Annotated in this window: 11 protein-coding genes and 1 pseudogene; 1 reads left to right on the forward strand and 11 read right to left on the reverse strand. The window is 70.5% G+C overall.

The annotated features are described in order from the left end of the window. Nucleotides 1-2: 2 nt before the first annotated feature. The 4 genes and pseudogenes from AB0I12_RS23030 to AB0I12_RS23045 form a co-directional block, all read right to left on the reverse strand. Nucleotides 3-1,403, reverse strand: a complete 1,401-nt coding sequence (locus AB0I12_RS23030; RefSeq protein WP_359933183.1) for an amidase family protein — start codon at nt 1,401-1,403, stop codon at nt 3-5. 33 nt (nt 1,404-1,436) lie between these two features. Then, nucleotides 1,437-2,543 carry an amidohydrolase family protein gene (locus AB0I12_RS23035; RefSeq protein ID WP_359933185.1) on the reverse strand — a complete coding sequence of 369 codons (1,107 nt, stop codon included), beginning with the start codon at nt 2,541-2,543 and terminating at the stop codon, nt 1,437-1,439. A 53-nt stretch (nt 2,544-2,596) separates the two neighbouring features. After that, the gene (locus AB0I12_RS23040) at nt 2,597-3,265 is read right to left on the reverse strand and encodes a M20/M25/M40 family metallo-hydrolase (RefSeq protein ID WP_359933775.1); all 669 of its coding nucleotides are present in this window, start codon (nt 3,263-3,265) and stop codon (nt 2,597-2,599) included. A gap of 161 nt (nt 3,266-3,426) precedes the next feature. Further along, nucleotides 3,427-3,609 (reverse strand): annotated as a pseudogene (locus AB0I12_RS23045) (M20/M25/M40 family metallo-hydrolase); the annotation flags it as partial. Nucleotides 3,610-3,615: 6 nt separating this feature from the next. Here AB0I12_RS23045 and AB0I12_RS23050 point away from each other — a divergent pair. Next, complete coding sequence (locus AB0I12_RS23050) at nt 3,616-3,885, forward strand: hypothetical protein (RefSeq protein ID WP_359933187.1); 270 nt, start codon at nt 3,616-3,618, stop codon at nt 3,883-3,885. 2 nt (nt 3,886-3,887) lie between these two features. Here the strand turns inward: AB0I12_RS23050 and atzF are convergent, their stop codons facing one another. From atzF to AB0I12_RS23085, 7 genes are all read right to left on the reverse strand, one after another. Next, entirely contained in the window at nt 3,888-5,468 is a 1,581-nt protein-coding gene (atzF, locus tag AB0I12_RS23055; RefSeq protein ID WP_359933189.1) for an allophanate hydrolase, read from the reverse strand. Next, nucleotides 5,465-7,396 (reverse strand): 5-oxoprolinase/urea amidolyase family protein, encoded by a 1,932-nt coding sequence (locus tag AB0I12_RS23060; protein ID WP_359933191.1) that lies wholly within the window; start codon nt 7,394-7,396, stop codon nt 5,465-5,467. The genes atzF and AB0I12_RS23060 overlap by 4 nt, the downstream gene beginning before the upstream one ends. Before the next feature lie 3 nt (nt 7,397-7,399). Further along, complete coding sequence (locus AB0I12_RS23065; RefSeq protein WP_359933192.1) at nt 7,400-8,017, reverse strand: urea amidolyase associated protein UAAP2; 618 nt, start codon at nt 8,015-8,017, stop codon at nt 7,400-7,402. Continuing rightward, nucleotides 8,014-8,625, reverse strand: coding sequence for a DUF1989 domain-containing protein (locus tag AB0I12_RS23070; RefSeq protein WP_359933194.1), 612 nt, complete (start codon nt 8,623-8,625; stop codon nt 8,014-8,016). Before AB0I12_RS23070 ends, AB0I12_RS23065 begins: the two co-directional genes overlap by 4 nt. Then, the gene (locus AB0I12_RS23075; RefSeq protein WP_359933196.1) at nt 8,622-10,193 is read right to left on the reverse strand and encodes an amino acid permease; all 1,572 of its coding nucleotides are present in this window, start codon (nt 10,191-10,193) and stop codon (nt 8,622-8,624) included. Before AB0I12_RS23075 ends, AB0I12_RS23070 begins: the two co-directional genes overlap by 4 nt. Before the next feature lie 300 nt (nt 10,194-10,493). Further along, nucleotides 10,494-11,432: an NAD(P)-dependent oxidoreductase gene (locus AB0I12_RS23080; RefSeq protein ID WP_359933198.1), complete on the reverse strand. Its 939-nt coding sequence runs from the start codon at nt 11,430-11,432 to the stop codon at nt 10,494-10,496. Between the two features lie 47 nt (nt 11,433-11,479). Continuing rightward, nucleotides 11,480-12,892, reverse strand: a complete 1,413-nt coding sequence (locus AB0I12_RS23085) for a serine hydrolase (RefSeq protein ID WP_359933200.1) — start codon at nt 12,890-12,892, stop codon at nt 11,480-11,482. Nucleotides 12,893-12,925 lie beyond the last annotated feature (33 nt).

Genomic DNA, 12,925 nt, shown 5'->3' on the forward strand with positions numbered 1-12,925 from the left:
AGTCAACCAGCCAGGAGTTCCGCGAGCATGATCGCGGTGTCGTCCTCGTGCCACGGACCGATCACCTGAGCGCCGATCGGCAACCCTGCCGGCGTGTGTCCGATCGGCATGCTGAGCGCGGGGTGCCCGGTCAGCGCGGCGTGGGCGATCCAGAAGACCTGCGTTTCGTACGGCAGGCCGTCGATTGTCGACGATCCGTGGGGGAACGCGACCGTGAAGCTGGTCGGGCAGAGGAAGACGTCGACATCCTCGAAGTACCGCTGCCACCGCCCACGCGCCGCCATCCGCCGCCGATCCAGCCCGCGCACTTCCTCAAGCGTCAGACCACTCCCGGACACGCCGCCCGAACCGCTGCTGGGGCCGCCGTCGGAGCCGCTACGGGGGCCGCCGGCGGGGTCATGGTCGGAGTCGCCGCCGGGGTCACCGTCGGAGGTGGCGTGGAGGGCGAAGAAGAGTTCTACCTGGCGGCCGAACTGTTCGGCTTGCTCGTTGGGGTCTACGCCGTCCGGCCAGTTGTCGACAATCTTTGCGCCGCTGCGGGCGAGTCGGTCGATCGTGTCGGACAGTGCGTCGCCGACCTCGCTGGTGACCGGGGCCGCGGGGTGGTCCAGGACCACGCCGACGCGATAGTCCGCGAGACCGGTGTGCCGGGGGCGGGGCAGCGCGTACGAGTACGGTGCCTCGGGGCCGGCGGTGGCGTGGAGGGCGAGCCGTAGGTCGCCGGCGGTGCGGGCGAGTGGTCCGATTGTTGACAAGTTGGGCAGCTCGCTCGGGAGGTACGGCGTACCGGGGACCTGGAAGCCGCGCTGCGGGACCAGGCCGTTCGTGGGTTTGAGTCCGTACACGCCGCAGTACGCCGCCGGCAGGCGGATCGAGCCGACAAGGTCGGAGCCGTACTCCAGATAGGTGAGATCGGCGGCGATTGCCGCGGCGCCGCCGCCGCTCGATCCGCCCGGCGTCCGAGTGAGATCGGCGGGGTTGTTCGTCCGGCCGTAGATCTCGTTCGCGGTCTGGCCGAAGTCGGCGAGCATCGCGTGCACGTTGCTCTTCCCGACGACGATTGCCCCCGCGCGCTGCAGCCGCTCGACGACTGCCGCGTCACGGTCGGCGACGTGCTCGGCGAACGCCGGATTGCCCCACGTGGTGTGCAGACCGGCGATGTCGAAGCAGTCCTTGACCGTCATCGGCACACCGTGCAGCGATCCGAGCGGCCCGAGCGATCCGCGCGCCGCCACCATCGCGTCGGCCCGATCGGCCGCCGCCAGGGCGTACTCCCGGCGTACCTCGACGACCGCGTTGACGTCCTGGTCGTCCGCGATCCGCGCCAGCAGCTCCTCGGTCACCTCACGCGACGACACCTGACCTGTGCGGATCCGGTCCGCGATCTCTCCTGCACTCATCATGCGGCCGGTCTACGACCTGACACGGTGTCAGGGTCAACGCCCGACTTCGGCTCCGTTGTGAAAGACCCGCCGGATCCGGCCGTCGAGCGCGGTGCAGTCCAGCTCGGTGCCGTCGAGCAGGACCAGATCGGCACGCTTGCCCACCGCGATCTCGCCGCGGTCGTCCGCGAGACCCAGCAGTCTCGCCGCGCCGATCGTCGCCGCTTGCAGTGCACCCGCATCACCGAGGCCGGCGGCAGCCAGATGCCGCAGCTCCCACAGCACCTCGGTGTGCGGCCGGACCGGGTTGTCGGTGCCCATCGCGATGTTCACCCCCGCGGCGATCGCGAGTCGCATCGATTCGCGATGAGCCTCGGCGGCGCCGTCCGGTACGGCTGTCGGGTCGGACTGTGTGACCGACAGCGTCGGCACGTACCAGGTCCCTGAGTCCGCCATTGCCTGTACGGCGGATTCGTCGAGGTACGTGCCGTGCTCGATGCTGCCCGCGCCGGCGCGTGCTGCGAGCTCCGCGGCCCGGGCTCCGTGCGCGTGCACCATGATGCGCCGCCCTCCGCGCCGCCGGGCTTCGTCGACGAGCGCGGTCATTTCGTCGTCGGTCAGCTCGAGGTCGGTGAGGCCCTTGCCGATCGCCAGGGATCCGGTGGCGGTCACCTTGATCCAGTCCGCGCCGGCCCGGATCATCCGCCGCACGACGGCCCGCGCCTCGTCGGCCCCGTTGAAGATCGGGTCCGGCAGCGACGGATCCTCGAAGAAGTCGAGCGGTCCGGTCCGCGGCGCCCAGAGGTCGCCGATGCCGCCGGTCGTCCCCACCTGCCGCAGACTGAGCAGCACCTGCGGTCCGTCGATCCAGCCTTTCTCGACGGCCATCCGTACGCCGGCGTCCGCGCCCCACGCGTCTCGCACGGTGGTGACGCCGAGGCCGAGGAGTGTTCGCAGCACAGGTACGGCGGACAGCGGCCGAACGGATCGCGGCAGCCCGAACGGATCGATCCGCGTCTGCGTGATGCACAGGTGCGTGTGGCAGTCGATGAACCCAGGAACCAGCAGCCCGCCGTCGCAGTCGACCGCCTCGTCACCGTCCAACCCGATCCCGACCTCGACGATCCGATCACCGGCCAGCACCACATCAGCCCGCCGCACCTCACCGGACGCAACATCAAGAACCGACCCACCCCGAAGCAGCACCCGGCGAGTCACAGCAACCTCAGCGCGGCCAGCGCGTAGGCGCGTGCCGCGATGACGAGTTCGGCCACGGCGACCGATTCGTCGGCGCGGTGTGCCTGGGTGGTGACCGAGCCGGGGCCGAGGACAACCACCGGTACGCCGAGGTCGCGGGCGACGTACCCGCCGTCGCAGGCCGCGGTCCAGCCGGCCAGGGGGAGCGGTGGTCCGCCGGCGTCGAACCGGGCCGCCTCGGTGACCCGGACCAACTCGTGCTCCTCGGGGGTCTCGAAGGCGGGCATCTCCATCGGCATCGCGAGCTCGACCGTGAGGCCGCGATCCTCCAGGTGCAGGGCGGCGATGCGGCGGCCGAGGTCGACGAGGACGTCGGCGGGGGATTCGCCCGGCAGGAGCCGGCGGTCGGCGACGACCACGCACTCGGCGGGGACGATCGAGCCGCCGGTGCCGCCGTTGATCTGGCCGACGCTCCAGGTCGCTGGGCCGAGCAAAGGATGCGGTGCGGCGGCGAGTTCGTGATGCAGGCGTTCGATTTCGGCGACCACCGCGGCCGCGCCGTAGATCGCGTTCGCCCCGCCGTCGGGGTTGCCGGCATGCGAGGCGCGACCGTGCACCGAGACCTGCAGGTACGAGTCGCCGCGCGCCGCGATGATCGTCTGCAGGTCGGTGGGCTCGGCGGTGATGCAGCCGAGATACCGACGGGACCGGGTGCTGGTGGGTTGTGTCTCGCCCCTGTCCTTTCCGCTTCAAGTCTATCGAACGGCGGGCCGGGCACGGCTGGGTTATCCACAGGCGCAGGCTGGGTGGCTTCGACGTAGGCGCGGATGCCCTTGCCGGTTTCTTCTTCGTCTACGACGGCGAGTAGCTCGACCGCGCCGCTGAGAGTGGTGCCTCGGAGGGCGGCCAGCGCGACTAGGGCTGCGGCGAGGCCGCCTTTCATGTCGGAGGCGCCGCGGCCGTAGATCCGGCCGTCGCGCAGGAGACCGCCGAAAGGGTCGACCGTCCAGCCGTCGCCGACCGGAACCACATCGGTGTGCCCGAGCAGCAACAGGCCGGGACCGTTGCCTCCGGCAAGCGTGACCGAGACGTTGTCCCGGTCACGCTCGACGGGTGTCGTCCGGACGTCGAGGCCGAGTTCGCGCGCCGCCGCGGCGAGAGCGGCCACGGTGGCGCTCTCCTCGCCGGGCGGATTCTGGCCGGGTGCCCGGAGCAGGTCCTGCGTCACCCGGACCAGCAGGTCCTCGTCGATCCGGTCCAGCACTGTCTGTTCGGCGGGCGTCAGGCTCATGCCCACCAACCATAGGGTCAGCTCCCGGCCAGGTACGCCCGCCAGCCGCCCGCGGCCGTGATGTCCCGCGCCGGGTCCGCGGCATCCGCCGTACAGACGAACCCGAGCACCTGCTGCCCGTCCGACAGTTCCACAGGCCCGATCGCCAGCGGCGGATCGATGGTCGTCGCGAAACCACCGAGCTCGGCCGCGGGCAGCCTCCACACCTCGACCTCGATGCCCGGACCGTCCGCACCCGTCAGTGTCCGGGTGAGTCCCGGACGCGGCCCGTCGACGAGGTACATCCGGTACGACGACGCGGTCCGCGCGGCGAACGCCAGCCGCGCACCACGCCGTACCAGCTGGTCGTTGAGCGGCTGGCCGGACAGATGCGCGCCCGCGACCGCGAGGAGCACGTCGCCGCCCGACGCCGGCACGTCCTCGCCGGTCCACGCAGCCGCCAAGTCGATGAGCTCGAGATCATGCCCGGCCGGCGCCAGCAGCTGGATCCCGAACGGCAGCCCGTCGGCGCGATCCGGTCCCGGGAACGCCACCGCGCACAGATCAAGGAGGTTGACCATGTTCGTGAACCGGCCGAGGCGGCTGTTCGCGCCGATCGGATCGGCCGCGACCTCCGCCAACGTGGGATGCGCGGGCGTCACCGGCAACAGCAGCGCATCAAGCTTCGTCCACAGGTGTTCGCTCGCGCGGGCCAGGGTCGCGAGCCGGTCGAAGCCCGCGAATGCAGCGGCCGCGGTCAGCGACGCACCGCCCCGCACGATCGTCCGCACAGTCGGGTCGACTGCCGGATCGTCGTCCAGCTTGTCCCCGAAGGCGAGCCAGCGCTCGGCCAGCCACGGTCCGGAGTACAGCAGGTCCGCGGCCTCGAGCAGCGGCCGAACATCCACCTTCACGACCTCGCCGAGCCGGTGCGCCTCGGCGAGCGTCTCCTGCCAGGCCGCCTCGTGCAGCGGATCCAGATCGAGCCCGATGTCCGGTACGCCGATCACGCCGCCGGAGGCGGGCCGCCGCCGCCGGGGCAGGTCGGAGGCGCGCCGCGACCATGCGTCGTCCGGGTCGTACGCGGCCATCGCCTCGTACGCCGCCCGCGCGGTCGCCACGGTCCTCGCCATGACGGTCACGCAGTCGAGCGACCGGCAGGCCGGTACGACGCCGCGCGCCGAGACCAGCCCGCGGCTCGGTTTGATGCCGACAATCCGATTGAAGGCAGCCGGTACCCGTCCGCTGCCGGCCGTGTCGGTGCCGAGCGCGAAGTCGACCTGACCACTCGCGACGGCGACGGCACTGCCCGAGCTCGAACCGCCGGACACATGCCGGTCGGAGAAGACCGAGTGGCACGCGCCGTACGGCGATCGCGTGCCGACCAGCCCGGTCGCGTACTGGTCGAGGTTCGTCTTCCCCAGCGGTACGGCGCCGGCCGCGATCAGCTGGTCGACGACGAAGGCGTTGCGCTCCGCGGGCCGTGCGTTGCGCGGGTCGCCGGCCGTCGTCGGCACCCCGGCGAGATCGATGTTGTCCTTCAGCGCCATCGTCAGCCCGCTCAGGACTCCGGGGAGCGGCACGATCGGGTCGACCCGGGTGATCCACTCGTTGTTCATGCTCCCCACCGTGCCCTCTCGGCCTCGAACGCGGCGCGGCGTCCGGCCCGCACGGTCGCGATTTCCACAGGTGCCTCCTGCTCGATCTTGCGGACGTCGGCGAGCGAGAACGTCGCCGGCGCGGTCTTGAGATCGGCTCGCCCGGCAGCGATCTCGGCCCGCTCGTGGGCGAGTTGCTCCGCGCTCACCGGGGTGAATCTGATCAGGTCGAACTGCCGCAGGAGCCAGGGCTGCTCGTCGGCGGGGGACAGCCGCCAGACGGGGACGGTGCGTCCGACCAGCTGGTACCCGCCCGGGCCTTCCATCCCGTACACACACAGGTAGATCCCGCCGATCCCGACCGCGTTCTGCGGCGTCCAGGTCCGGGCCGGGTTGTACTTCGTCGTGACGAGGCGGTGCCGCGGATCGACCGGTACGGCGACCGGGGCGCCGAGGTACACGTCGCCGAGACCGACCACCAGGTACGTCGCGGCCTGCACGATCTCGAACACGTCGTCGCGCGCGCCGAGATCGTTCACCCGCCGGATGAACTCGACGTTGTCCGGGCACCACGGCGCGTCCGGGCGCACCGACGTCGCGTACCGGCGCATCGCCTCGTGCGCCTCGGGATGGTCGAACGCGATCGGCAGCACCACGGTCTCGGGATCAGCCAGTCCGGCCGCCAGGAACGCGAGCTGTTGCGCGAGCGAGGTCAGGGCGATCCGGGCCGAGTCGACCGCGACCAGCAGCGACCGCACGCCCTCGACGATCTCCGTCACGCCGGCCGGGCGGTCGTCCCGGAGGGCTTGGGCCAGCAGGTGGATCCACACCCGGACGGTGAGATCCAGTTCGGCCGGCCCGGCTTCGACCAGCAGGTGCCGTTCGCCGGCGCATCTGATCGTGTACGCCGGCGTAGTGCCGGCCGGATCGCCTCGGTGCAGTGTGTTCGGGCGTTCGGGTGCAGCGGCCGACACGGCGACCGCGGTCGGCTCCTGGCGTAGGTCGGTCAGCCAGCGGCGGCGGGACCGGATCGCTTCGGTTGCCGTTTCCTGCGTCACCGGGACCAATTGCACGGAATCGCCTGCGCGCAGCTGGCCGAGCATCCACCGGTCGGCCTCGATCACCACGGCCGGTACGACGAAACCGCCGAGCGACGGGCCGTCCTTGCCGACGATGACCGGGGTGTCGCCGGACAGCATGATGCCGCCGACCGGGTACGCCGAATCGTGGACGTTCGACGGATGCAGGCCTGCCTCGCCGCCGTCGGTGCGGGCCCAGCCGGGAGTCGGACCGAGCAACCGGACCCCGGTGCGATCGGAGCGATGGTCGACAATCCAGTTGTTGGCGAAGAACGCGTCGACACCGTCCGCGGTGAGATGCTCCGGCGCACCGTGCGGCCCAGGGATGACGCGGATCTGCCACGAGCCGGACATCGACGGCAGCTCCACCGACAACGGGGTCAGCAGGTTCTCCTGCCGGCCCAGCGGAATCCGGTCGCCCTCCGCCAGCGGGCGACCGTCGTGACCGCCGAACCCGCCGAGGATGAACGTGGACCGGCTCCCGAGCACGCGCGGCACGTCCAGTCCGCCCTGGACCGCCACATAGCCCCGCATCCCGGGACCGTCGAGCGGGCCGACATCCAGCACGGAGCCGGCCGGCCAGAGCACGACCATCCCCGGCCTGATCGGCAGATTGTCGACAGTCGCACGGCGAACCGCGCCGCCGACGCAGATCAGCCGGTCCTCGTCGCACGTCAGCACGGGCCCGGCGAGCACACACTCCAGGCCGGCCGCCGTGTCCGGATTGCCGACCGCAGCGTTCAGCAGGGCGAACGTCAGCTCGTCAGCGGCGCCGGATGGCGGCACGCCGACGTCCCACAGCCCCGGCCGCCCGGCGAGATCCTGCACCGTCGTTTGGACACCAGGATTGTTGACAATGATCACGGCCACCGGTCACCACCGGCCCAGCAGTTGGATCGGCGTCGGGTTCCAGCCGTTGCATGGATTGTTGACCTGCGGACAATTGCTGATCAGCGCGAACAGGTCACGGCTCGCGGTGACCTCGACGTACTTGCCCGGCGCCGACAGACCGTCCTCGAACGTCAGCCCTCCGCTCGCCGTCACCGGCACGTTCATGAAGAAGTTGATGTTGTGCGTGAGCTGACGCTGACCGATGCCGGCCGCGGCGCCGTACCGCAGGAAGGTCTGCCGGCAGGCATGCTGGTGCCGTGTGAACTCGCCGTACCGGATGACGTTGCTCTCCTGTGAGCACGCGCCGCCGACGGTGTCGTGCCGGCCGCAGGTGTCGTCGGTGATCACCGCGAGCTCGTCGAGCCGGGTCGACAGCAGCCGTGACCCGGTGGTCAGGAACACCGCTCGCTGCTCACGGATCGTGTCGAAGGCGGAGTAGCGGTTCTCGATGTCGTGGGCGTCGTAGAACAACGTGTCGACGGCCTGGTTCCCGTGCAGGTCCACGATCCGCAGGCGCCCGCCGGCCGGAACGGTCACGAGGGCGCCGTCGCCCGCAGCTACGACGGTGTCGAGGCCAGTTGTCGTCTGGGTCACGGTCATGCGATCAACTCCCGGGTCAGACGCAGTGCGCGGACCGCTTCCTCCCGCAGGTCGGGATCCTCGGTGTGTTCCGGCGTCTCGATCTGTACGGCGACACCGACCGCGGGCAGATCGGACAGCGCATGAGCCGCGGTCGACACGAAGACCAGCAGGTCCTGGTCCGCGCGGAGCGTGACGGTGTCACCCGCGCGAGCATGGCCGGGGACGAAGGCCAGCGACACGCGGGCGTCGTCCGCGACGCCGACCTTGCTGAAGAAGTTGATGCAGCCGTGCAGATCGACCGCACCGAAACCGTGCTTGACGAGTTCGAGCAGCAGCAACCGGTCGGGCGCCGCGCCGGTCAGGCAGTCGTGCCAGTCGAGGCTCGAGGCCAGAACCGTCGCCAGCGCCAGCCCGCGGTCCGACATCAGCACCATGCCGGGCTTGATGCGCGCCGACATCTGCGCCTTGAGCGTGTCGGGGATGTTCAGCCGATCGAGACGGTCGGCGCCGATGATCAGCACCGACGCGTTCGCGCCGTCGTTTAGCGCGGTCAGCGTGATGACGCGTCCGGCCCGCACCGGCGCGGACCACGCCGCGTCACCAGGCATGTCGTGGGTATGTGTCATGCGCCGGCTCCTTCGACCTCGACAACCGGTGCGGCAGTGCGCAGCGGCAGGCCGATCGAGGCGTAGTAGGCGCTCCGCTGAGCCCGGAACGCGAGAAGGCCGCCGACGGCGACGACGGCAAGGGTGATCAGCGGAAGGTAGTGCAGGTACCAGCCCTCACCTGCCGGGTCGTAGACCTCGGCGCGCGGCCAGCCGAGGTTGATCGCCATCGCGAGTCCGTAGCCGACGGCAACGAAGTTGACGGGCACGCCGAACCGGCCGAGCGAGAACAGCGGCCGCCCGTTCTCGTCCACCCCGGCGGACAACCCGCGCCCGGTCAGGCGCCGTACCAGCAACGGCGCGGTGACCATCAGGTACGCGACGTAGAGCAGCATGATGCAGACGCTCGCCAGCCCCAGGAACAGGCCTGCGTTCCCTACGTTGACGACCAGGCAGACACCGGCCAGCACGCCGGGCACCACGGTCGCGGCGACCGGCGTACCGGTCCGCGGCGACACCTCGCGGAGCTGACGCGATCCCGGCAGCACGTTGTCGCGCGCCATCGAGAAGATCATCCGCGCCGCGGCGGTCTGGATCGCCAGCGTGCACACGCACACCGCGAGCGCGACGTCGAGCAGCAGCAGCTTGCCGGGCGTCGTACCCAGCCGGCTCGTCAGCACGTAGGGAAGCCCTTGCGTGGCGAGATCCCCGTCAGTCACCGACGGCGCGGCCATCAACGCCGCGACGATCAGGAACGCGCCGCCGATCCCGGACGCGATGACCGCCCGGAGGATCGTCCGCGGCGTCGTCGCGCGCGGCTTGTGCGTCTCCTCCGACAACTCGCCCGCACTGTCGAACCCGACCAGCACATAAGCCGCCATCAGCGCCGAGACCAGCAGCGGTACGACGTACCCGGTCGTGCTGTCGAGATTCGTCGTGTGCAGGACGACGGACGGCCCGCGCTCCGCCTTGCTGGTCAGCAGGACGACGATCAGCACGACGCCGACCAGTTCGCAGGTCACGCCGACCGAGTTGACGATCGCGGTGATCCGCACACTCGTCGCGTTGAGCACCGTCGTCGCGACGAGCAGCAGGCACCCGAGCACCACGGCGTTCGCGGCGCCGTCCCGCGACGCCAGCGCCGGATCCGTGCCGACCAGCTGGAACCCGGGCCAGACCGCGGGCAGCACGACCTGCAGCGCGATCGCGGCCGTGGCCAGCGTGATGATCTGCGCGATCACCATCGTCCAGCCCGCGAACCACCCGGCGACCGCGCCGCCGAGGCGGCGGGCCCATTGGTAGATCGCGCCGGACAGCGGGTACCGCGCGGCGAGTTCGGCGAAGCACAACGCCACCATCAGCTGACCGGCGAGGACGGCCGGCCAGGTCCAGAAGAACGCCGTACCGCCGAAGCCGAAGCCCAGACCGAACAGCTGGAAGACGGTGGTGAGGATCGAGACGAACGAGAAACCGGCCGCGAACGACGCGTAGCTGCCGACGCGGCGCGAGAGCTGCTGGGAGTAGCCGAAGCGGCCGAGGTCGCGCGCTCCCAGTTCATCGGTGGTCAGGGTTTCGGGGGGTGCTGACATGTCCGGCCTCCGCTGGATCGGGCCCGGAATGCGCACACGGCAACCCGGGGCCTTCAAGGCCTCCCGGACTTTTGTCCCGCCGTGGAACGGTGCCGCCGCACAACGCCGGCGACAGCACCGCCTCCCCTCTCGGACCAGACCTGCCATCGGCTCGACCAGCAGCGGAACCCTAGGGGCGCCCCGCCGTACCGGCGGGTCCTTTCCAGTTCAGGACCCGCCGGTTTCAGCGGTCGTCATCGCATGTAACGCGGAAGTAAAGGAATCCTCTCACCGGCTCGCGCGGCTGTGAGCGAGCGGAGATCACAGCCCCTGGCGGAACCCGTCGCGCCAGGACGCGTACCCGGGCTGCCACTCGAAGGTCCCCTTGGCGAGGGAGTTGTCGACGCCGCGGATCTCGGTGAACGCCGCCACGCCGACGTCGCCGACCGCGAGCCGTCCGAGCCACGCCGGGATGCGCCGCGGGGCCTTGGCGCCGAGGATCTTGGCGAGCTCGGGCAGCCAGACCGCCGCCTGTGCGGGGTCGTCGTCGGCGATCTGGAACACCCCGGTCGCCTCGCTCTCGACCGCCTTCACCGTTGCCGCGGCGGCGTCGTCGTAGTGGATGAACGACCAGACCCCGGTGCCGTCGCCGATGATCGGCAGCCGGCGCTTCTGGATCAGCTCCACCATCGAGCCGCCCTTGCCGAGGTCGGCGGTCGGGCCGTAGAAGTTCGCGTACCGCAGCGCGACGCCCTCGATCCCTTCGGTGTTCACCGCCGCCGACTCGACGTACTTGATGGCCGCCATCGTCTGCCGCTGGGCGGGTACCGGGTCCGGGTCGAGCGGGTCCGCCTCGGTCTTCGCCGCGGATCCGCCGTGCTGCAGGTTCCAGCCGGCGTACGACTGGACGACGAACCGTCGTACGCCGGCAGCCTTGGCGGCGGCCAGGAGGTTGTCCGTGCCGACCGTTCGCAGCTGGTTCGTCGTCGCGAAGCTGTCGTCGAAGTGCTTGAAGTCGATCCCGCCCTTGAGTGCGGTCATCTGGTGTACGACGACCTCGGGCCGGACCGACTCCACGGCCGCGCGCACCGCGGCGGCGTCCAGCCCGTCCGCGAGCACGGCGTCCGCGCCGAACGACCGCACGCCGGCCGCGCCGGACTCGGACCGGGTCATCCCGGTCACCTCGTGCCCGGCCGCGAGCAGCTGCGGCACCAGTGACCGGCCCAGTCCGCCGGTCGCTCCTGCCACCAAAATCTTCATGTCATCCTCCGTCGTCCGTGATTACGACCCAGAGGACACGCGCCGCGTCAGTCCTGTGACATCGGCTCCGAAGAAAGCCGGAATTCGGTCGGGCCGAAGGAGACGTTGAGCTTGCCGTCGACCGTCATCGTGCCGCCGTCCACGCGGCACGTGAGGGTTGCGACGAACGGGGTCTCCACCCAGCGCAAGGTCGCCACGAACGCGTCGCCGTCGCCGTACGCGCTGGTCAGGACGCGCTCGCCGGCTTCCGGAGCGGCGTCGTCGACCGTGCCCGGCGCTGCCTGCTCCTGCCAGTCACCGGCCGCGCACCGGATCTCGTGAGTTCTGCCGTCGCCCAGGTCGCTGAACGTGAAGGTGCCCGACCCGTCCGCGTCGAGTCGGACCGAGGTGAGGCCGGCTGGGTTGGCCGCCGCGAAACGGTACGTCCGGCCGTCCCCGGCGGTCGGTGCGGCACCCGTCGGTGGCACCAGCCGCAGCTGCTCGGGCCGGGGGACGACCGGCACCTCCTTGCCCTCGAGCGCGGGCAGCAGGTGCTCCCACACCGTGTTCAGGATCCCCTGCATGTCGGTCGTCGAACTCGTGATGATCAGCGCCGCGTCGTAGTCCGGCAACACCAGGCAGAACTGCCCGAACGCGCCGTCACCGCGATACGTGTTGTGGCGGCCGCGCCAGAACTGGAAACCGTAGCCCTGCTTCCAGTCCGGGTTCTCCTCGGTGTCGTTCGGGACCTGCTTCGACGTTGCCGCCTCGAACCACTCGGCCGGGACAAGCTGCTTGCCCTGCCATTCACCGTGCCGCAGCAGCAACTGCCCGAAGGCGGCCAGCGACTCCGTGTTGATGCTCAGGCCCCAGCCGCCGACCGTGATGCCTTCCCTCGACACCTGCCAGGTCGCCTCGGTCGCACCGAGCGGCTCGAACAGCCGCGGCCGGAGGTAGTCGAGCAGGCGCTCGCCGGTGAGCCGCTGCAGGATCGCCGACAGCATGTAGGTCGCGCCGCTGTTGTAGACGAACACCGTGCCGGGCTCGTGCTCCACGTCGAGGCCGAGGAAGATCTTCACCATCCGGCGGTCCCGGCTGAGCGCGTCCACGGTGTCCTTCGAGTGCCCGGTCGTCATCGTCAGCAGGTGCCGGACCTTCATCGCGGCCAGGTTGTCGCTGACCGTCTCCGGCAGTTCGTCCGCGTCGAAGAACGAGATGACCTGGTCGTCGAGCGAGAGCAGCCCTGCGTCGATCGCCAGCCCGACGCCCGTCGACGTGAAACTCTTCGACACCGAGAACAGCAGGTGCCGGTCGTCGAGCCGGTACGGCGCCCAGGCCTCCTCCAGCACGACCTGGCCGTGCCGCAGCAGCATGACAGTCTGGATCTCCGGCTCGGCCGCGTCCAGCGCCGCGACGAAACTGTCGAGTGCTGCGGTGATCAAGCCCTGGGCTTCTGGGGTACTCCGTGGAAGTCTGCTCACACCCAAGACGCTATCTCCAGAAACGGACAAATA

Source organism: Kribbella sp. NPDC050459 (assembly GCF_040655315.1).
In the GTDB taxonomy this organism is placed as follows: Bacteria; Actinomycetota; Actinomycetes; order Propionibacteriales; family Kribbellaceae; genus Kribbella.